Origin of the sequence: Glycomyces sp. NPDC047010 (assembly GCF_040644205.1) — a bacterium.
GTDB lineage: Bacteria > Actinomycetota > Actinomycetes > Mycobacteriales > Micromonosporaceae > Glycomyces.
Genome location: NZ_JBEYVY010000012.1, coordinates 97112 through 115528 on the forward strand (window position 1 = coordinate 97112; position 18417 = coordinate 115528).

Annotated in this window: 18 protein-coding genes; 9 read left to right on the forward strand and 9 right to left on the reverse strand. The window is 72.0% G+C overall.

The window, feature by feature from the left end; translation table 11 throughout:
* Nucleotides 1-4: 4 nt before the first annotated feature.
* From AB0A65_RS22620 to AB0A65_RS22640, 5 genes are all read left to right on the forward strand, one after another.
* The gene (locus tag AB0A65_RS22620; protein WP_359954099.1) at nucleotides 5-1402 is read left to right on the forward strand and encodes an alkaline phosphatase PhoX; all 1398 of its coding nucleotides are present in this window, start codon (nucleotides 5-7) and stop codon (nucleotides 1400-1402) included.
* A 159-nt stretch (nucleotides 1403-1561) separates the two neighbouring features.
* Nucleotides 1562-2287, forward strand: a complete 726-nt coding sequence (locus AB0A65_RS22625; protein WP_359954101.1) for an ABC transporter ATP-binding protein — start codon at nucleotides 1562-1564, stop codon at nucleotides 2285-2287.
* A gap of 1 nt (nucleotide 2288) precedes the next feature.
* Complete coding sequence (locus AB0A65_RS22630; protein WP_359954103.1) at nucleotides 2289-3026, forward strand: ABC transporter permease; 738 nt, start codon at nucleotides 2289-2291, stop codon at nucleotides 3024-3026.
* A gap of 9 nt (nucleotides 3027-3035) precedes the next feature.
* Complete coding sequence (locus AB0A65_RS22635; protein WP_359954105.1) at nucleotides 3036-3656, forward strand: TetR family transcriptional regulator; 621 nt, start codon at nucleotides 3036-3038, stop codon at nucleotides 3654-3656.
* A gap of 68 nt (nucleotides 3657-3724) precedes the next feature.
* A complete protein-coding gene (locus tag AB0A65_RS22640; RefSeq protein WP_359954107.1) occupies nucleotides 3725-4741 on the forward strand; it encodes a magnesium and cobalt transport protein CorA in 1017 nt (338 codons plus the stop codon).
* Between the two features lie 6 nt (nucleotides 4742-4747).
* Here the strand turns inward: AB0A65_RS22640 and AB0A65_RS22645 are convergent, their stop codons facing one another.
* Nucleotides 4748-5449 (reverse strand): VIT family protein, encoded by a 702-nt coding sequence (locus AB0A65_RS22645; RefSeq protein ID WP_359954109.1) that lies wholly within the window; start codon nucleotides 5447-5449, stop codon nucleotides 4748-4750.
* A gap of 172 nt (nucleotides 5450-5621) precedes the next feature.
* Here AB0A65_RS22645 and AB0A65_RS22650 point away from each other — a divergent pair, with 172 nt between their 5' ends.
* Both AB0A65_RS22650 and AB0A65_RS22655 read left to right on the forward strand, forming a co-directional pair.
* Complete coding sequence (locus tag AB0A65_RS22650) at nucleotides 5622-7847, forward strand: DUF4173 domain-containing protein (protein ID WP_359954111.1); 2226 nt, start codon at nucleotides 5622-5624, stop codon at nucleotides 7845-7847.
* Nucleotides 7848-7918: 71 nt separating this feature from the next.
* A complete protein-coding gene (locus AB0A65_RS22655) occupies nucleotides 7919-8557 on the forward strand; it encodes a sulfotransferase family protein (RefSeq protein WP_359954113.1) in 639 nt (212 codons plus the stop codon).
* A gap of 10 nt (nucleotides 8558-8567) precedes the next feature.
* On the opposite strand, the gene AB0A65_RS22660 is transcribed toward AB0A65_RS22655, so the two are convergent.
* Genes AB0A65_RS22660 through AB0A65_RS22670 form a run of 3 tightly spaced genes read right to left on the reverse strand, consistent with a single transcriptional unit; the run spans nucleotide 8568 to nucleotide 11846 of the window.
* The gene (locus AB0A65_RS22660) at nucleotides 8568-9575 is read right to left on the reverse strand and encodes a methionine synthase (protein WP_359954115.1); all 1008 of its coding nucleotides are present in this window, start codon (nucleotides 9573-9575) and stop codon (nucleotides 8568-8570) included.
* On the reverse strand, nucleotides 9568-10668 hold the full coding sequence (gene mnmA / locus AB0A65_RS22665) for a tRNA 2-thiouridine(34) synthase MnmA (protein ID WP_359954324.1): 1101 nt from the start codon (nucleotides 10666-10668) through the stop codon (nucleotides 9568-9570). Before mnmA ends, AB0A65_RS22660 begins: the two co-directional genes overlap by 8 nt.
* A 20-nt stretch (nucleotides 10669-10688) precedes the next feature.
* Complete coding sequence (locus AB0A65_RS22670; protein ID WP_359954117.1) at nucleotides 10689-11846, reverse strand: cysteine desulfurase family protein; 1158 nt, start codon at nucleotides 11844-11846, stop codon at nucleotides 10689-10691.
* A 239-nt stretch (nucleotides 11847-12085) separates the two neighbouring features.
* Here AB0A65_RS22670 and AB0A65_RS22675 point away from each other — a divergent pair, with 239 nt between their 5' ends.
* Nucleotides 12086-12997, forward strand: a complete 912-nt coding sequence (locus AB0A65_RS22675) for a hypothetical protein (protein ID WP_359954119.1) — start codon at nucleotides 12086-12088, stop codon at nucleotides 12995-12997.
* A 91-nt stretch (nucleotides 12998-13088) separates the two neighbouring features.
* Here the strand turns inward: AB0A65_RS22675 and AB0A65_RS22680 are convergent, their stop codons facing one another.
* The 3 genes from AB0A65_RS22680 to AB0A65_RS22690 all read right to left on the reverse strand — a co-directional run bounded on the left by AB0A65_RS22680 (nucleotide 13089) and on the right by AB0A65_RS22690 (nucleotide 15646).
* Nucleotides 13089-13700 (reverse strand): biotin transporter BioY, encoded by a 612-nt coding sequence (locus AB0A65_RS22680; RefSeq protein ID WP_359954121.1) that lies wholly within the window; start codon nucleotides 13698-13700, stop codon nucleotides 13089-13091.
* A 236-nt stretch (nucleotides 13701-13936) separates the two neighbouring features.
* The gene (locus AB0A65_RS22685; protein WP_359954123.1) at nucleotides 13937-14866 is read right to left on the reverse strand and encodes an electron transfer flavoprotein subunit alpha/FixB family protein; all 930 of its coding nucleotides are present in this window, start codon (nucleotides 14864-14866) and stop codon (nucleotides 13937-13939) included.
* Nucleotides 14867-14875: 9 nt separating this feature from the next.
* Nucleotides 14876-15646 carry an electron transfer flavoprotein subunit beta/FixA family protein gene (locus tag AB0A65_RS22690; protein WP_359954125.1) on the reverse strand — a complete coding sequence of 257 codons (771 nt, stop codon included), beginning with the start codon at nucleotides 15644-15646 and terminating at the stop codon, nucleotides 14876-14878.
* Between the two features lie 176 nt (nucleotides 15647-15822).
* Between AB0A65_RS22690 and AB0A65_RS22695 the strand changes: the two genes are divergently transcribed.
* Entirely contained in the window at nucleotides 15823-16146 is a 324-nt protein-coding gene (locus AB0A65_RS22695; protein WP_359954127.1) for a PLD nuclease N-terminal domain-containing protein, read from the forward strand.
* 10 nt (nucleotides 16147-16156) lie between these two features.
* Here the strand turns inward: AB0A65_RS22695 and clpX are convergent, their stop codons facing one another.
* Both clpX and AB0A65_RS22705 read right to left on the reverse strand, forming a co-directional pair.
* A complete protein-coding gene (gene clpX, locus AB0A65_RS22700; RefSeq protein ID WP_359954129.1) occupies nucleotides 16157-17455 on the reverse strand; it encodes an ATP-dependent Clp protease ATP-binding subunit ClpX in 1299 nt (432 codons plus the stop codon).
* 296 nt (nucleotides 17456-17751) lie between these two features.
* Nucleotides 17752-18414 (reverse strand): ATP-dependent Clp protease proteolytic subunit, encoded by a 663-nt coding sequence (locus AB0A65_RS22705; protein WP_359954131.1) that lies wholly within the window; start codon nucleotides 18412-18414, stop codon nucleotides 17752-17754.
* Nucleotides 18415-18417 lie beyond the last annotated feature (3 nt).

The following is an 18417-nucleotide window of genomic DNA, read 5'->3' on the forward strand; positions in this document are numbered from 1 at the left end:
CTTGGTGACTCTTCAAGGTTCCAACCGCCGCAGCTTCCTGCGCCGCGGCGCCGCGGACGGGGGCTTCGCGTCCGCCGCGGTGGCGGGCCTCGCGGCCCGGGCCGCGCGCGCCGAGGACGGCCTGCGGGCGCGTACTGCGCCCGGAAACGGCGGCTACGGGCCGCTGCGCGACCTGACCCGCCTCGATGAGGCATCGGGCTTCTCGCAGACGCTCAGGCTCCCTGAGGGCTTCGACTTCGCGGTGTTCTCGGTCGCGGGCGCACCGATGGACGACGGCGGCGCGGTGCCTCCGGGGCACGGCGGCCTCGCGTGCTTCGCGACGGGAACGCGCGGCGAGTGGCGGCTGGTGCGCGGCCACGGCGTGCGCGGCGTCCCGGAGCCCGCTGCGGGCGAGGCGAAGCACCGGTACGACGCGCTCGCGTCGGGCGGGACGACGACGCTCGCGGTGTCCTGGAAGGACGGCGTGTTCGCCCTGGAGGGGTCGCGGCAGTCGCTGTCGGGGGCCGTGGCGAGCCGCTCCGGCGGGCCGGCCCCGTGGGGCTCGTGGCTCGCGTGCGAGGAGACGACGTCGGGGACGGGTGCGGGCTGGGAGGCCGCGCACGGGTACGTCTTCGAGGTCGCGGCCGGGGCCGACGAGGAGTCGGAGCCGGTGCCGCTCAAAGGCATGGGCCGCTTCGTGCACGGCGGGGCCGCGGTGGACCCGCGGACCGGCGCGGTGTACCTGACGGAGGACCAGGCCACGGCCGGGTTCTACCGGTTCCTGCCGAACGTGCCGGGCCGCCCGGCCGAGGGCGGGCAGCTCCAGATGCTCAAGTTCGCGGACGAGTGGAACCGCGACACGCGGACCGGCCGCCGGGCCGGGCGCACCGCGTACGTCGAGTGGGTGGACGTGGACGAGCCCGACCCCTCGGGGGCCGAGGGCGACCCGTTCGCGGTGTTCGACCAGGGCTGGGCGAAGGGCGCGGCCGTGTTCGGGCGGCTCCAGGAGTGCTTCTACGCGGACGGCGCGGTGTACGCCGCGTCGGTCTCAGGCGGCGACGAGGGCGAGGGCCAGCTGTGGGAGTTCCGCCCGCGCGGCCAGCGCGGCGGCACCGTCAAGCTGGTATTCGAGTCCCCCGACGCGTCGCTGCTGCCGTTCCCGGGCGGGATCGCGGTGTCCCCGGGGCAGGGCCTGGTGCTGTGCGAGGGGGCGCGCGAGGCGCCCGCGCTGCGGGGCCTGACGGGCGAGGGCGAGGTCCTCGACCTGGCGGCGCACGACGGCGCGGCCGAGTGGTGCGGGCCGACGTTCTCCCCCGACGGGAAGGTGCTGTTCGCGAACCTGCGCGGGCGCGCCCGCGGCGACCGGGCGGAGCCGGGCCGCACGGTGGCGATCTGGGGCCCCTGGGAGCAGGGCGTGCTCTAGCGAAGTCTTGACCCTCCGATAGGGCCGGCCCCGCGGTGATGACCGCGGGGCCGGTCTTTTCGCGTCCCCTGGGGGCGGTTCGGGGCGTAGCATTTCACCATCCGATGAATTCCCGTGCTACGGTGAATTCATCACTCGTTGAATTACTTGGAGGCTCCGATGCCGCCCACCCCCGCGATAGCCGTCGCCGACCTGGTGGTCGACCGCGGCAGGAAACCCGTCCTGAGGGGCGTCTCCACGGAGATCGCCGCCGGGACCGTCACCGGCCTGCTCGGCCCCTCGGGCTCGGGCAAGACCACGTTCATCAGGGCCGTCGTCGGCACCCAGAAGGTCAAGGGCGGCACCGTGACCGTCCTCGGCGAGCCCGCGGGCGCCAAGCCCCTGCGCGGGCGCGTCGCGTACGTGACGCAGGACGCCTCGATCTACCGGGACCTGTCCGTCAAGGCCAACGTCGCCTACTTCGCCGCACTCTACGGGCGCGACCGGAACGAGGCCATGCGCGCCATCGAACGCGTCGGCATGGGCGACCACGCCGACAAGCTCGCCGGGAACCTCTCCGGCGGCCAGAAGACCCGCACCTCCCTCGCGTGCGCGCTCGTCATCGAGCCGGAGGTGCTCGTCCTCGACGAGCCGACCGTCGGGCTCGACCCGGTCATCCGCGAGGAGCTGTGGGACCAGTTCCGGGCGCTCGCCGCGGGCGGCGCGACCCTCCTGGTGTCCAGCCACGTCATGGACGAGGCCGACCGCTGCGACCGGCTCCTGCTGCTGCGCGAGGGCGCGTTCATCGCCGACGACACCCCCGCCGCGCTGCGCGAGTCCACCGGGACCGCGAACCTCGAAGCGGCGTTCCTCCACCTCATCCGCGAACTCGAAGGGGCGCACTGAGATGTCGCTTCGGATCACGTTCATCACCGCCGGGCGCATCCTGCGCCAGCTCCTCAACGACCACCGCACGGTCGGGCTCATCCTCGCCGTGCCCGCCCTCATCATCGCCCTGATCAGCGCCATCATGGACGACGCGCCGCAGGTGTTCGACCAGACCGGCCTGATCCTCCTGGCCGCGTTCCCCTTCATGCTCATGTTCATGATCACCTCGATCACGCTGCTGCGCGAGCGCACCGGCGGGACCCTGGAGCGGCTCATGACCACCCCGACCGGGAAGCTCGACCTGGTCGTGGGCTACGCGCTCGCGTTCGGGACGGCGGCCGCGACGCAGACGGCCGTCGCCGCCACGGTCGCGTTCGTGTTCCTCGGGCTCGACACGGCCGGGCCGGTGTGGGCGGTGTTCCTCATCTGCATCGTCACCTCGCTGTTCGGGATGGCGTTGGGGCTGTTCGTGTCCGCGTTCGCGACCACCGAGTTCCAGGCGATCCAGTTCATGCCCGTGTTCGTGGTGCCGCAGCTGTTCCTGTGCGGGCTGATCTGGCCCGCCGACCAGATGGCCGGGTGGCTCCAGGGCGTCTCCGACGCGCTGCCGCTCACCTACGCGGTCAAGGCGCTCGCCGAAGTGCAGGCGCACACCGAGGTCACCTCGGACATGTGGGCGGACCTCGCGGTCGTGCTCGGTGCGGTGGTCGTCGCAACCGTGCTCGGAGCCGCGACGCTCAGGCGGCGGACCGACTAAGGTCGTCCCGTGGCGAGAGCGAAGCGGACCGGACGGCGCACCGGGAACCCCGACACCAGGTCGGAGATCCTGGGCGCCGCCCGGCGCCTGTTCGCCGACGAGGGCTTCGAGTCGGTGTCGATGCGGCGCATCGCGGGCGAGGCGGGCGTGGACCCGTCCCTGATCCACCACTACTTCGGGTCCAAGGACGAGCTGTTCATGGCCGCCATCGAGATCCCGTTCGACCCGGCCCCCGAGGTCGAGGCGGTCCTCAGGGACGGCTCGGTCGAGGGCGCGGGCGGGCGGCTCATGCACGCGTTCGTGACGATCTGGGACGGCCCGCACCACGAGAAGCTCCTCGCGGTGGTCCGCACCAGCCTGTCGAAGCCCGCGATGTCGTTCGTGCTCAAGCAGCTGTTCGAGCACCGGATCGTGAAGACCGTGGAGGCGACCCTCGGCGACCAGGTCGACCACATCCCCGTGCGCGCGAACTTCATCGCCTCGCAGGTCTTCGGCCTGGTCGTGGCCCGGTACATCCTGAAGCTGGAGCCGATCGCCTCGCTCAGCGAGGCGGAGCTGGCCGCGACGATCGGGCCGACGCTCGACCGGTACCTGACGATGCCCGTGTCGCACCTGACCGGGGAATCTTGACGCCGAATTGATGTGATGGGGCCTCACGAGCCCTCGGCGGCACGGCGGCCCGACCCTAGACTGGCCGCATGCCGATCGTCGACAGCGCCATCTACCGCAAAGGCGTCCGCGAGACCCACCACGTGTCCCTTGAGGACACGTTCGAGGACCTGCACGAGCACGGCGGATTCGCGTGGATCGGGCTGTACCGGCCCACTGCCGAAGAGCTCCGGGCGGTCGCCGAGGAGTTCGAGCTCCACCACCTCGCCGTCCAGGACGCCACCGCCGGCCACCAGCGCCCCAAGCTGGAGCGCTACGGCGACACCCTCTTCGTGGTCCTGCGCGCCGCCCGGTACCTCGACGGCCCCGAGGAGGTCGAGTTCGGGGAGGTCCACCTGTTCATCGGCCCGAACTTCGCGATCACCATCCGCCACGCCGAGTCCCCCGACCTGTCCCAGGTGCGCGGGCGCCTCGAACGCGAGCCGGAGCTGTGCGCGTTCGGGCCCCAGGCGGTCCTGTACGTGGTCATGGACGAGGTGGTGCGCGGATACCGTCCCGTCATGGCGGGCATGGAGAACGACATCGACGAGATCGAGGAGGCCATGTTCTCCGGCGACGCGGCCGTCACCCGCCGCATCTACGAGCTGTTCCGCGAGGCCATGGCGTTCCAGCGGGCCACCCACCCGCTCGTCACCGTCCTCAAGTCCCTCGAAGCGGGCTACGACAAGTACGCCGTGGACCTGGAGCTGCGCCGCGACATGCGCGACGTCCTCGACAACGTCTACAAGACCGTCGAGCGCGCCGACACCTTCCGGGCCCTCCTCCAGAACGCCCTCACCGTCCACTCCACGCTCGTGACGCAGGCCCAGAACGAGGAGATGCGCGAACTCGCCGCCCAGACCCACGAGCAGGGCGACCAGGTCAAGAAGATCAGCTCCTGGGCCGCGATCCTGTTCGCGCCCGGCCTGGTCGGCACCATCTACGGCATGAACTTCACCCACATGCCGGAGCTGTCGTGGACCCTCGGCTACCCGATGGCACTGGGCCTCATGGTCGTCTCCGCGACCGTCCTGTGGGTGGTCTTCAAGCGCGCCAGCTGGCTCTAGGACCCGCTACGCGGCGACGTCGAAGAGGGAGCCGACCGCGTACGTGACGACCATCGTCGCCGCGCCCACGGACATGATGCGGAGCATCGCCGGGCGCCTCGGGGCGCCGCCGAGGGTCGCGGAGGTCCAGCCGGTGACGGCCAGCGCGGCGACCACGGCGAGGGCGCAGCCCCAGACCCGGACGCCGCCGGGCAGCAGCGTGATCGCCAGGAGCGGCAGCAGCGCGCCGCACGTGAAGCTGATGAACGAGGAGATCGCGGCGTGCCACGGGTTGGTGAGGTCGTCGGGGTCGAGGCCGAGCTCGACGGCGGCGTGGGCGCGCAGCGGGTTGCGGGCGGAGAGCTCCCGGGCGGCGGTGCGGGCGGTCGCGGCGGTGAGGCCGCGGCGCTCCAGGTTCTCGGCGAGTTCGTCCTCGGCGGCCTGCGGGTCCTGGTCGAGTTCGCGCCGCTCGGCGGCCACGAGGGTCGCCTCGGTGTCGCGCTGGGTGGAGACCGAGGTGTACTCGCCTCCGGCCATGGAGAACGCGCCTGCGACGAGCCCGGCGACGCCGGAGACGAGGATCGTGGAGCGGTCGGCGGTGGCGCCCGCGACGCCGATGACGATGCCCGCGGTCGACACGATGCCGTCGTTCGCGCCGAGGACCCCGGCGCGGAGCCAGTTGAGCCGGTTGCCGATCGAGCCGATCTCTTCACCGCCGTGTGCGTCCACGCCCTCAGTGAACCACAAGGTTGCATGGAGTGGGGCTGCTCACGGGATGCGTCAGAACGGGCCCCTGCGGGGTGTTACATGCGGGCCCCCTGGCCCGCAGTTCTACAAGGGATCTCCGGGCGGCGGGCCTCCGCTACCCTCGGGGATCTCCTCAGACGGAAGGGTCTCGATCATGAGCGAACCCGAAGGCGCCCCTGCGCCGCAGGAAGATCCGGCCTCCGGCGACTCCCCCGCCGCAGCGCCCGAGGCGCCCGCAGAGACGCCGACACCGCCGCAGGAGCAGGCCGAGGCGCCCGCGCCGCCGCCGCAGGCCGCCCCGGTCCAGCAGGGCGCACCGGTCCCGGCCCCGCCGCCGCAGATGCCGCACCAGCACCGCGGCGCCCCGTACCAGCAGCCGTACTACGCGGCCCCTCCCCCGCCGCCGCGGATGATCCTCCCGAACCCGCGCTGGCACCGGCCGCACCTGAGCGCCTCGCAGGCCACGGTGATCCTCGTGTTCGCCGTGGCGCTGTTCGGCGCGTGGGCGGCGTTCCCCGGCGGCGGTGTCGGGATCGGCTTGGCGCTCAACGGGATCGCGCTGGTCGCGGTGCCGCTCCTGACGTCGGGCGGGGACATCGTCCCGCGGCTGCCCGGCGCGGTCCTGGTGGCGCTGCTGTGGGCGGTCGCGGCGGTGCGGGACGCGGGCTGGGTCGTGGCCCTGTGCGCGCTCGCGGCGTTCGCGCTGACACCGCTGGTCCTGGCGCCGCAGCGGCGCATCGGCGGCACCGCGCTGGCGGTGTGCATGGCGTGGCTCGAAGGCATCGCGGAGTCGTTCAAGTGGGCCCGGCGCGGCGCGACCGAGCGGGACTCCCGGAACCCGGGGACCGTGCGCGTCGCGTGGACCGCGGGCATCACCGTGGCGCTGCTGCTGGTCTTCGGCGGCCTGTTCGCCGCCGCGGACTCGACGTTCGCGGACCTGGTGGCGCGGCTCCTCCCGGACCTGAACCCGGTGGAGGTGTTCCTGCGGCTGCTGCTCGCGGCGATCCTGGTCCCGCTGGTCCTGGTGTGGGCGTACACGGCGGCGGCGCGACCGCGCTGGGACGCCGAGGGCGAGTCGGAGCACCGCACGGTGTCGCGGTTCGAGCTGGCGATCCCCTTGGGGGCGTTGAACCTCCTGTTCGCGGCGTTCATCGCGGTGCAGCTGCGCGTGTACTTCGGCGGCGAGGCGTACGTGATGGACACGGCCGGGCTGACGTTCGCGGAGTACGCGCGGCACGGCTTCTGGCAGCTGAGCGTCGTCGCGGTACTGTCGCTGGCGCTCATCGCGCTCGCCGCGTGGCTGGCGCCGAAGCGCTCGAAGGCCGACCGGTGGACGGTCCGGGTGCTGCTGGGCCTGCTCGCGCTCATGTCGATGGCGGTCGTGGCCTCGGCGACGTACCGGATGTACACGTACACCGAGACGTACGGGCTGACCCGCCTGCGCATCTGGATCTTCACCGTGGAGTTCTGGCTCGCGGTCCTGTTCGCGATGGTCCTGGTCGGCTGCTGGAAGCTCCGCGCGGCGTGGCTGCCGCGGGCCGTGCTCGCCTCGGGCGCCGTCGCGCTCCTGGGGCTGGCGGCCGTCAACCCCGACGCGCTCATCGCGCGGTACAACATCGACCACGACCACGAACTGGACATGTCTTATCTGGACGGACTCTCGGCCGACGCCGCCCCGGAGCTCGCGGGCCTGGACGAGGAGGACCGCGACTGCCTGCTCGGCTCCGGCGAGTTCGAGGGCGACCGGGACGTCATGGCGTGGAACTGGGGCTACCAGCGCGCGGTCGAGGCCGCGAAGGACGCGGATGAGCCGGAGCCGTTCTGCACCAGCGAGTACCGCGGGACCGCGACCGAGGCCCCCGAGATCGACATGACCCAGCCGAACGCGGACCCGGACGGGTTCTGGCACTGGGACACCTGCGCCGAGTACGGCCTCAACGAGGCGACCGGGCTGTTCGGGACCTCGGCGACCGGCGACCGCGGCCTGGTGCCCGACGACCCGTCGCAGTACGCGGAGGACCTCGACCCGGCCGCGGGCGAAGGCGACCGGGTCCTGCACTGCGGCTACTACGGGCCGGGCTCCAAGTACCTGATGATCGAGACGTACCGGTGGCCCGCGGCCGCGGACGCCGTCGGCGGCGTGCAGGCCATGCAGGCCGAGCGGGAGGCCGACCCGCTGTACGAGGTCGCGCCGTTCGAGAGCGAGACCTCCGCGGGCTTCACGACCGTGATCGGCGGCGAGAGCCTGGAGTACGCGACGGCGCTCGACGAGCTCGTGATCGTGGTGAGCATGTCCGCCGCGCCCGTGGACGACGCCGCCAAGGAGGTCGCCGCGGACCTGGCCTACCAGTCCTGGGAGCTGTACCTGGAACGCGGTTAGACCCGGGTCCGGTCTGGACGTTTCGCGCACTGAGTTTGCACGCGCGTAACATGTCCGGTTAGTTTCGTCCCATGCTCCGAGTGATCGGCGCGGGCCTGCCGCGCACCGGGACGATGACCCTCAAGCACGCCCTGGAGACGCTCCTCGGCGCGCCGTGCCACCACATGTCGGAGGTGTTCGCCCACGTGGACACCCACCCGGCGGGGTTCCTCGCGGCCGCCGAGGGCGGCCCGTCCGACTGGGACGGGCTGCTCGGCGGGTACGCGGCGGCCGTGGACTGGCCCGCGTCGGCGTTCTACGCCGAACTCGCCGAGGCGTACCCGGACGCGGTGGTGGTGCTCTCGCGCCGCGACTCGTTCGACACGTGGTGGCGCAGCTGCAACGACACGATCTTCACCGGCATGGACTCCGACGGGTTCGCGACCCCGGAGTGGACGGCGATGATCGCCGCGCTGTGGGAGAAGACGTTCCCCGGCGCGCCGCGCACCGACCGGGACGCGGTCGCCGCGGCCTACGAGCGGTACCACGAGCGGGTCCGGGAGGTCGTCCCCGCGGACCGGCTGGTGGAGTTCACGACCGGCGCGGGCTGGGAGCCGCTGTGCGCGGCGCTCGGCCTGCCGGTGCCCGTGACGCCGTTCCCGCACTTGAACACGACGAAGGAGTGGCACGAGCGCACCGGCGACGTGCCGCCCGGCGGCATAGGAAAGTAAGTGCCGGGCGCTAGCCGTGGAGGCGCTTGGCGGCCTCGCGGCTCGCCTCCATCGCGAAGCGCGCGTAGGCGGGGCTGGCCCCGGCCATGCCGCACGTCGTGGAGACGCTGACCTGGCGCGCGAGCTGCTCGGGCGCGAACCCGAGACGGCTCCACAGCGCCTGGACGCGGTCGGCGGCGGCCTTGTCGACGTCCGGGCGCTCCTGCCCGAGCGGCGGGACGACGCCCGCGATGAGCATCCCGCCGCCGTCGAGGTACTCCCCCAGGGCGTCGAGGCGCGGCACGTCGTCGAGGCCGAAGGACGTCAAGTCGATCGAGACCGCTTGCGCCCCAGCCTCTTGCAGCAGCTCGACCGGCGCGTCAGGGGCGCAGCAGTGGACCACGAGCGGCACGCCGACCGCGTCGGCCACCTCCCTGATCCGGTCCCGGGCCACCTCGACCGGCACGCGCCGGTAGAAGTCCAGCCCGGACTCGGTGTTGATCCGCGCGGCCAGCGCCGCGGGCAGGCTCGGCTCGTCCAACTGGATCGACAACTCGGCCTTGGGCATCCGCGCCTGAGCGGCCGCGACGTAGCCGCGCAGGCCCTCGGCGAGCGATGCAGTGAGGTCGGCGACCGCGCCGGGGTCGGCGAGCATCGCGCCGCCCGTGCGGCGCCACAGGTTCGCGGCGAGCGTGAACGGGCCGACCGCGGTCAGGCGGACAGGGCCGTGGGCGTTGACCTCGTGGAGCGCGTCGAGGTCGCGTTCGAGGAAGTCGGCGGCGCGGCGCGCGTCGATGCCGGGCAGGTCGGCGATCTCCCAGCGGAAGCCCCACCACTGGACGGGCAGCCCCGCGAGGAGCGTGGCGCCGCGGCCGATCATGTCGGCGCCGAGGCCGCGGTTCGGCAGCTCCGGCAGGTAGGGCCATTCGGGGAGCTCCCCGAAGACGACGTTGACGGCCTCGGCGATGTCGGTCCCGGGCAGGGAGCCGATCCCCGTGGCGACCCCGGTGGGGAGCGCGCCGGACAGTTCCTCAGACACCGGCCGCCTCAAGCGATTCTGAGGCGTCGATCGTGCCGGACGCGAGCACCGCGTCACCTTCGGCCGCATCGGGGTCGTAGACGACGAGGGCCTGGCCGGCGGCGACGCCGAACGCGGGCTTGTGCAGGCGCGCGGTCAGGCCACCGTCCTCCGCGGTGACCGTGGCCGGGTAGACCTCGCCGTGGGCGCGGAGCTGGATCTCGGCCTCGAACGAGCCGGTGCGCTCCGCGGCGAGCCACACGGGCGTGCCGGTGCGGATGCGGTCGACGCGCAGGGCCTCGCGGGGGCCGACCTCGACGCGGTTGTCGACCGGCGTGATGGAGAGGACGTAGCGGGGCTTGCCGTCGGCGGCGGGCCGCTTGAGGCCCAGACCGTGGCGCTGGCCGACGGTGAACTGGTGGGAGCCGTCGTGGCTGCCGAGGACCTCGCCGGTGGCCTGGTCGACGATGTCGCCGGTGGCGCTGCCGAGCTTGTTCTTCAGGAACCCGGCGGTGTCGCCGTCGGCGATGAAGCAAATGTCGTGGCTGTCGGGCTTGCGGGCGACGGCGAGGCCGCGGGTCTCGGCCTCGACGCGCACGAGGTCCTTCGGGGTGTCGCCGAGGGGGAACATCGAGTGGGCGAGCTGCGCGGGGGTGAGCACGGCGAGCACGTACGACTGGTCCTTGCCGGGGTCCACGGCGCGGCGCAGGAGCCCGTCGTCGCCCTTGCGGGCGTAGTGGCCGGTGGCGACGGCGTCGAAGCCGAGGGCCATGGCGCGGTCGAGGACGGCCGCGAACTTGATCTTCTCGTTGCAGCGCAGGCACGGGTTCGGGGTGCGCCCGGCCGCGTACTCGCTGTAGAAGTCCTCCACGACGTCCTCGTGGAAGCGCTCGGCCATGTCCCACACGTAGAAGGGGATGCCGATGACGTCGGCGGCGCGGCGCGCGTCGCGGGAGTCCTCGATGGTGCAGCAGCCGCGGGCCCCGGTCCGGTAGGTCTGGGGGTTCTTCGACAGCGCCAGGTGGACGCCGGTGACGTCGTGCCCGGCCTCGACGGCGCGGGCCGCGGCCACGGCCGAGTCGACTCCGCCGCTCATGGCGGCCAGTACTCGCAGTTTCACGCCTTCCATGCTAGCTACGTGAGCCCGGCGGTCTTGGCGCGGCGGACGGCCTCGGGGAGGGCGGCCACGAGGGCGTCGACGTCGGCCTTCGTGGTCGGCCAGCCGAGCGTGAACCGCAGGGAGGAGCGGGCGTCGTCGGGGTCGGCGCCCATCGCGAGCAGCACGTGGGAGGGCTGCGCGATGCCCGCGGAGCACGCGGAGCCTGTGGCGCATTCGACACCGGCGGCGTCGAGGAGCATCAGGAGCGCGTCGCCCTCGCAGCCGGGGAACGACAGGTGCGCGTTGCCGGGGAGGCGGTCGACGGGGTCGCCGTTGTAGACAGCGTCGGGGACGGCCTCGCGGATGCGGGCCACGAGGTCGTCGCGCAGCAGCGCGAGCCGCTCGGCCTCGGCCTCGCGGGCGCGCACGGCGTGGGCGACCGCCTCGGCGAGCGCGGCGATGCCGGGCACGTCGAGGGTCCCGGAGCGGATCTCGCGCTCCTGGCCGCCGCCGTGGAGGAGCGGCACGGCGGTCACGTCGCGGCGCAGCAGCAGCGCGCCGGTCCCGGTGGGGCCGCCGAGCTTGTGGCCCGAGAGCGTCAGGGCTGCGGCGCCGGAGGCGGCGAAGTCGACGGGGACGTGGCCCACGGCCTGGATGGCGTCGGTGTGGACGGGGATGCCGTGGGCGGCGGCGAGCGCGGCGAACTCGGCGATCGGCTGCACGGTGCCGACCTCGTTGTTGGCCCACATGCAGGTGATGACGGTGATCTCGGCGGCGCGCTCGTCGAGGAGCGCGGCCAGCGCGGCCCTGTCGATGCGGCCGATCGCGTCCACCGGCAGCTCGGTGACGTCGGCCTTCTCGTGGTCGCCGAGCCAGGCGACGGCGTCGGCGACGGCGTGGTGCTCGATCGCGGTGGTGACGACCCGGTTGCGGCCGTCGGCGCGGCGGGCCCAGTGAATGCCTTTGACGGCGAGGTTGTCGGCCTCCGTGCCGGAGCCGGTGAAGATCACCTCCCCGGGTTTGGCGCCGAGGGCCTCCGCGATGCGTTCGCGGGCCTCCTCGACGGTGCGGCGGGCGGTGCGCCCGGAGCCGTGGAGGGAGGAGGCGTTCCCGAGGGACTGGGCGGTGCGCACGTAGGCGTCGAGCGCTTGGGGGAGCATCGGCGTTGTGGCGGCGTGATCGAGATAGGCCATGGCCTCTCTATCGTACGGCGCGTTCCGGGTCACGCCCTCCGGCAGCGGCGTCCGGTGCAAGCGTGTTCCGGTCCGTGGGAAGGGGCCTCCGGGCCTGCCGAGATGTCGGCCTCGGACCCGATGGTGGGCCCGCGATAGAATCTGACGAATCCTCCTACCTTTCCGGTATACAGGACTCGCCGCCCCGGACCGGGCTGTGAAGCGACCGCGCAGACCGTGTCGAGAGAAAGTGTGTGCCTATGACGCCCGAGCTCGCCGAAGCGCTCCGCGCAGGGCCGTTCCACACCGCGCTGCGCGTCGCCATCCAGACCAGCGGACTCGGCCTCGACCGCATCCGCCACCGCCTCTCGATGCGCGGCATCACCGTCTCCACGACGAGCCTCAGCTACTGGCAGTCCGGCCGCTCCCGCCCCGAGCGCGCCGAGTCCCTCGCGGCGGTCACCGCGCTCGAAGACCTCCTGGAGCTCCCCGCCGGGTCCCTCCGCGTCCTCCTCGGCCCCAAGCGCGCCCGCGGCCCCCGCTCCATCCGCGGCCAGCTCCCCCGCCCCGACGCGGTCCTCGGCGGCGACGCGGTCCGCGAGCTGTGCGACCAGGTGCCCGCGTCCCGCGAGCACACCCTCGACATCCTCAGCCAGCAGGTCATCGTCCATGTCGACTCCCAGTGGCAGGAGTCCGTGTTCGAGCTGTCGATGCTCGTGCGCGCCAGGCGCGACGACGTGGACCGCTACATCCTGCTCTACCGCGGCGACACCGGCTGCGACATCGACGACATCGAGTTCAAGCCGGTCCGCGACTGCACCGTGCCGAACGTGCTGCGCCACGACGACGCCCCGGTCGCCTTGGCGGAGATCGTGTTCGACACGCCGCTGCCGAAGGGCGCGACCCACCTGTTCGAGATCGTGGTGCAGGGCAACGGCGGCGTCTCCTCCGGCCACGGCAACGCGTTCCGGTACCCGGTGGACCAGTACTCGCTCCAGGTGCGGTTCGCCTCGGACGCGGTCCCGAAGCGGGTCTACCGCTTCGCCCAGTCGAGCCTCCAGCGCGAGAAGCGCGAGACCGGCGACCTCCAGCTGGGCCCGAACCGCACGGTCGCCCTGGCGGAGCCGGTGCCGCGCCCGGGCGCGCTGGGCATCGGCTGGGACATCAGCTGACCGGCCCCCGAACCCTATATCCTATAGGATATATGATATAGGAAAAGGGCGCCTGCGGCTCGAAGCCGAAGGCGCCCTTGGTGTCTGTCGACTAGTCCTGGTTGCGGAACTTCTGGACCGCCCACCAGGTGCCCGGGAGCAGGAGCGCCGCGAAGACGAGCTTGACGAAGTCGCCCGCGAGGAACGGGACCATGCCGGCGTCGAGGGCCTGCGAGGCGCTCAGGTCGAGCGAGGCGGCGAGGTAGGGGACGCCGAACGCGTACATGATGACGTTGCCGACGACCATGAGCCCCACGGTCTTCACGACGGTCCGGTCGCCGCCGCGCTTGGCGAGGTAGCCGACCGCGACGGCGGCGGCGAGGAAGCCGATGATGTAGCCGAAGGTCGGCATCGCATACCCGGAGGTCCCCTCGGTGAACCACGGGACGCCCGCGGCGCCCGCGACGAGGTACAGGCCGAGCGCGAGGGCCGCGCGCAGCGGGCCGTAGGCCGCGCCGACGAGGAGCACGGTGAACGTGGTGAGCACGAACGGCACCGGGCTGATCTGCGGGATGGTGAACGCGACCTGCGCGGAGGCCCCGACGGCCCCGGCGCCCGCGAGCACCAGCACGGCGTCCCGCACGAGCGCGGCGGCCCGCGTCGAGGCGGGCAGGAGGTCGGCGAGCACGCGGGGAGCGGCGATCGTGCCAGTTGAGGCGACCATTGCGGATTCCTCCAACATCATATGTAGGTTCTCTATAACGAGGGGCTCCGGGAAGCCTAACCCACGACTGTTACGACCGAGTGACGGCCTTCCGGTCCACGGGACGCCCGCCCCGATCCCGATGTCGGACCCACCGGGCACCTTTGAAGCCGGGGGCGACTGCGAACCTGAGAACCCTTCGCGCACAACGCGGCCGGTCCGCCCTCGGGGCGGACCGGCCGACGGTCGTTCGCGTATTACTTGCGCTTCTCGATCTCTTCGAGGGCCTGCGGGAGGACCTGGAAGAGGTCGCCGACGACGCCGAAGTCGGCCATGCCGAAGATCGGGGCGTCGGCGTCCTTGTTGACGGCCACGATGACCCGCGAGGTCTGCATGCCCGCGCGGTGCTGGATCGCGCCGGAGATGCCCGCCGCGACGTACAGCTGCGGGCTCACGGTGGTGCCGGTCTGGCCGACCTGGAACTTGTGCGGGTAGTACCCGGCGTCGGTCGCCGCGCGCGAGGCGCCGACCGCGCCGCCGAGCGAGTCGGCGACGCGCTCGATGAGCGCGAAGTCCTCAGCCGAGCCCACGCCGCGCCCGCCCGAGACGACGATGCGCGCCTCCGACAGGGCCGGGCGGTCCCCGGCGGGCTCGTCCACCCGCTGCACCACCTTGACGCGCTGGTCCGCCTCGGCCACCGCGGCGTTCACCGCTTCGACCGCGGGGGAGCCCGGGGCCGGGGACGGCTCGGTCGCGCCGGACTTCACCGTCGCGAGAGCGAATCCCTTGGTGGGCTTGGATTTCACGATCACCGCGCCCGCGAAGGCGTCCTGGGTCGCGTTGCCGTCGGCGTCGAGGCCGGACACGTCGGTCATGAGGCCGTTGTCGAGCGCCACGGCCACGCGCGCGGCGAGGGCCTTGCCCTCGTCGGTGCTCGGCAGCAGGAACACGCCCGGGTTCGCATTGCGCGCCAGGTCGGTGAGGACCGCGGCCTTCGGGTCCACGAAGTAGTCGTCGGCGCCCGGGGCCTCCACGCGGTAGACCTTGGCGGCGCCGTACTCCCCCGCGAGCGCGGCGGCGGCGTCGTCGAAGGCGATCGCGGAGACGTCGCCGAGGGAGCGCGCGAGGGTGAGGACCTCGGCGGCGTGCTTGCCGGAGTTCGGTACATACACGAGGATGTCGGTCATCACGGGCTCCTAAATGAACTTCTCGGCGGCGAGGAATCCGGCGAGGGCGGACCCGCCCTGGCCTTCGTCGGTGACGATCTGGCCCGCGGAGCGCTCGGGGCGCGCGGCGGCCTCGACGACCTCGTTCCAGGCGGCGGACGGACCGGCGGCCTCGACGCCCAGGTCGGCGAGCGTGAGGGTCTCGACCGGCTTGCGCTTGGCGGCCATGATGCCCTTGAGCGACGGGTAGCGCGGGGTGTTGATGGTGTCCCACACCGAGACGATCGCGGGCAGGGGCGCGTTGAGCACGTCGTACCCGTTGGCGCGCTGGTGCTCCACGGTGATCGAGGCCCCGTCGGTCTCGATCTTGCGGGCCCCGGTCAGGGCCGGGGCGCCGGTGCGGGCGGCCAGGAGCTGGGGCATGACGCCCATGTTCGAGTCGGTGGACTCGGCTCCGGCGATGACGAGGTCCCACTCAAGGCGGCCGAGCGCGGCGGCGAGGATCGCGGAGGTGGTGAGGGCGTCGGACCCGCCGACGGCGTCGTCCTCGACGTGGACGGCCTTGTCGGCGCCCATCGCGAGGACCTTGCGCACGGTCTCGGTGGCCTGGGAGGGGCCGAGGGTGAGGACGGTGACCTCGCCGCCGTGGGCCTCCTTCAGCGCGAGCGCGGCTTCGACGGCGTATTCGTCGAGCTCGCCCATGACGTTGTTGGCGCCGTTGCGGTCCACCCGCAACTGGGCGTCCAGTTGTCTCGCGAGCCCCGAGTCGGGGACCTGCTTGACCAGAACCACGATGTTCATAGACCAACCTCCGAGGTCGTTCTTGGCGACTTGGCGACACAGTAAAGGGCCTTGCACCCGACCCTGAGCCTAGGGCCGACTATATCCTACGAAGTTACCAACGAGTAACACCACGGAGGGCGCAACACCCCGAGCCGTTGTTGTCCCGATGGCGGCAAGCGGGCATGATTGGGGACATGATCCGCGCGTTCGTCTTCCTGTTCCTGGCGCACCTGGCGCTGGTCATCGCGGCGCTCGCCGATTGCCTTGGGGGCGAGCACCAACCCCGGAAGCTCACGCGCGGGTGGTGGGTCGTCATCATCCTGCTCGTGCCGGTCGCGGGCGGCATCCTCTGGTTCTCGATCGGCCGGGCGCGGCCGCCGCGCCCGCAGCCGGGCACGGGCCGCACCGGGAACGCCGGCGGGCCCAGGAACCCCAAGGGCCCGGTGGCCCCCGACGACGACCCCGACTTCCTGCGGGACATCGACCGCCGCCTGCGCGACGACAACAAGGAGGACTGAGCCCCCGGGCTCAGGCCGACTTCTCGCGGCGCGGGCGCACTGCGCGCCTCGGCGTGGCCTTCGTGCGCGGCACGAGCGTCGGGTTGACGTTGCGCCGCACCACGTCGGCGGTGATCTCGACCTTCGCGACCTCGTCGGCGCGCGAGGGGATCTCGAACATGACGGGCTGGAGGACCTCCTCCATGATCGCCCGCAGGCCCCGCGCACCGGTGCCGCGCAGGAGCGCGGACTCGACGATCGGTTCGAGGGCGTCCTGGTGGAACTCCAGCTCGACGCCGTCGAGTTCGAGGAGGCGCTGGTACTGCTTGACCAGGGCGTTGCGTGGCTCGGTGAGGATGCGCAGGAGCGCGGCCTGGTCGAGGTGGTCGACGGTGGTGAGGATCGGGAGGCGCCCGACCATCTCGGGGATGAGCCCGTACTTGAGCAGGTCGTCGGGCATGACCTGGGAGACGATCGCGTCCCCCTCGGCGTCCTCGGCGTGCAGCGGGGCGGTGAAGCCGACGGTGCGCTTCCCGATGCGGCTCTTGATGATCTCCTCGATCCCGGCGAACGCGCCGCCGCAGATGAAGAGGATGTTCGTGGTGTCGATCTGGATGTGGTCCTGCTGGGGGTGCTTGCGCCCGCCCTGCGGGGGGACCGAGGAGATCGTGCCTTCGAGGATCTTCAGGAGGGCCTGCTGGACGCCCTCGCCGGAGACGTCGCGGGTGATCGACGGGTTGTCGGCCTTGCGTCCGGCCTTGTCGATCTCGTCGATGTAGATGATGCCGGTCTCGGCGCGCTTGACGTCGAAGTCCGCGGCCTGGATGAGCTTGAGGAGGATGTTCTCCACGTCGTCGCCGACGTACCCGGCCTCGGTGAGGGCCGTGGCGTCCGCGATGGCGAACGGGACGTCGAGCATCCGGGCGAGGGTCTGCGCGAGGTGGGTCTTGCCGGAGCCGGTGGGGCCGACCATGAGGATGTTCGACTTCTGGAGCTCGACGTGGTCGCCGCCGCGGACCGAGCCGAGCTCGTCGAGCTGGACCCGCTTGTAGTGGTTGTAGACCGCGACCGCGAGCGCGCGCTTCGCGTGGTCCTGGCCGATCACCCACTGGTCGAGGAACTCGACGATCTCCTTGGGCTTCGGCAGGTCCTCCCAGACCACCTCGGCGTCCTCGGCGAACTCCTCTTCGATGATCTCGTTGCACAGGTCGATGCACTCGTCGCAGATGTACACGTTGTTCGGACCCGCGATGAGCTTGCGCACCTGCCGCTGCGACTTCGAGCAGAACGAGCACTTCAAGATCTCGCTGTCACCCAGGCGTGGGGCCATCGCGGTAACTCCCTCCCTCGGCGGCATGCGATCCAGGGCCGCCGAGCGTGCGTGCATTGCTCCGTTGATTCAGGACGAACCGGTGTCTCGATCCAGTATTTCGCATTTGCGGCCACGGCGCCAGGGCAGTCTCAGACCGTGATGGCGGGTCCGGTACCGGGCGGCGGGTGCGCCAGCGCCACGGTATCGCGGACGGGCAGGGCTCGGGGGCGATCGGCGGGAGACGGGGGTCCGGGGCCGCGGGGAGGCGCGGCGGGCCGGGCGGGCCCGCCGCGCGCTTCCTGCGGATGCGCGTCCTACGCGGCGGCTTCGGCCGGCAGGGCGTTCTTCTTGCGGTAGGTCAGGACGTTGTCGACGATGCCGTACGCGACGGCGTCCTCGGCGGTGAAGATCTTGTCGCGCTCGATGTCGCGGCGGACCTTCGTGACGTCCTGGCCGGTGTGGCGGGCGAGGATCTTCTCCAGCTGGTCGCGCATGCGCATGATCTCGCGGGCCTGGATCTCCATGTCGGACGCCTGGCCGAAGGTGCCTTCGGTGGCGGGCTGGTGGATGATCACGCGGGAGTTCGGCAGCGCGGTGCGCTTGCCGGGGGTCCCGGCGGCGAGGAGCACGGCGGCCGCGGAGGCGGCCTGGCCCATGCACACGGTCTGGATGTCCGGGCGCACGTACTGCATGGTGTCGTAGATGGCCATGAGCGCGGTGAGCGAGCCGCCGGGCGAGTTGATGTACATGATGATGTCCCGGTCGGGGTCGTTGCCCTCCAGGACGATCAGCTGGCTCATGATGTCGTTCGCCGAGGTGTCGTCCACGGGGGACCCGAGGAAGATGATGCGGTCCTCGAACATCTTGTTGTACGGGTTCATCTCCTTGATCCCGTACGAGGTCTTCTCGGTGAACGACGGGACGATGTAGCGGGCCCGCGGGTCGAACGCTCCGGACTGGGCGTGGATGTCCATCATCAG

Bases quoted from the DNA above. Each gene is read 5' to 3' on its own strand.
- AB0A65_RS22625 (WP_359954101.1), top strand. From the start codon at position 1,562: ATGCCGCCCACCCCCGCGATAGCCGTCGCCGACCTGGTGGTCGACCGC.
- AB0A65_RS22630 (WP_359954103.1), top strand. From the start codon at position 2,289: ATGTCGCTTCGGATCACGTTCATCACCGCCGGGCGCATCCTGCGCCAG.
- AB0A65_RS22640 (WP_359954107.1), top strand. From the start codon at position 3,725: ATGCCGATCGTCGACAGCGCCATCTACCGCAAAGGCGTCCGCGAGACC.
- AB0A65_RS22650 (WP_359954111.1), top strand. From the start codon at position 5,622: ATGAGCGAACCCGAAGGCGCCCCTGCGCCGCAGGAAGATCCGGCCTCC.
- AB0A65_RS22655 (WP_359954113.1), top strand. From the start codon at position 7,919: ATGCTCCGAGTGATCGGCGCGGGCCTGCCGCGCACCGGGACGATGACC.
- AB0A65_RS22670 (WP_359954117.1), bottom strand. From the start codon at position 11,846: ATGGCCTATCTCGATCACGCCGCCACAACGCCGATGCTCCCCCAAGCG.
- AB0A65_RS22675 (WP_359954119.1), top strand. From the start codon at position 12,086: ATGACGCCCGAGCTCGCCGAAGCGCTCCGCGCAGGGCCGTTCCACACC.
- AB0A65_RS22680 (WP_359954121.1), bottom strand. From the start codon at position 13,700: ATGGTCGCCTCAACTGGCACGATCGCCGCTCCCCGCGTGCTCGCCGAC.
- AB0A65_RS22685 (WP_359954123.1), bottom strand. From the start codon at position 14,866: ATGACCGACATCCTCGTGTATGTACCGAACTCCGGCAAGCACGCCGCC.
- AB0A65_RS22690 (WP_359954125.1), bottom strand. From the start codon at position 15,646: ATGAACATCGTGGTTCTGGTCAAGCAGGTCCCCGACTCGGGGCTCGCG.
- AB0A65_RS22695 (WP_359954127.1), top strand. From the start codon at position 15,823: ATGATCCGCGCGTTCGTCTTCCTGTTCCTGGCGCACCTGGCGCTGGTC.
- clpX (WP_359954129.1), bottom strand. From the start codon at position 17,455: ATGGCCCCACGCCTGGGTGACAGCGAGATCTTGAAGTGCTCGTTCTGC.
- AB0A65_RS22705 (WP_359954131.1), bottom strand. From the start codon at position 18,414: ATGATGGACATCCACGCCCAGTCCGGAGCGTTCGACCCGCGGGCCCGC.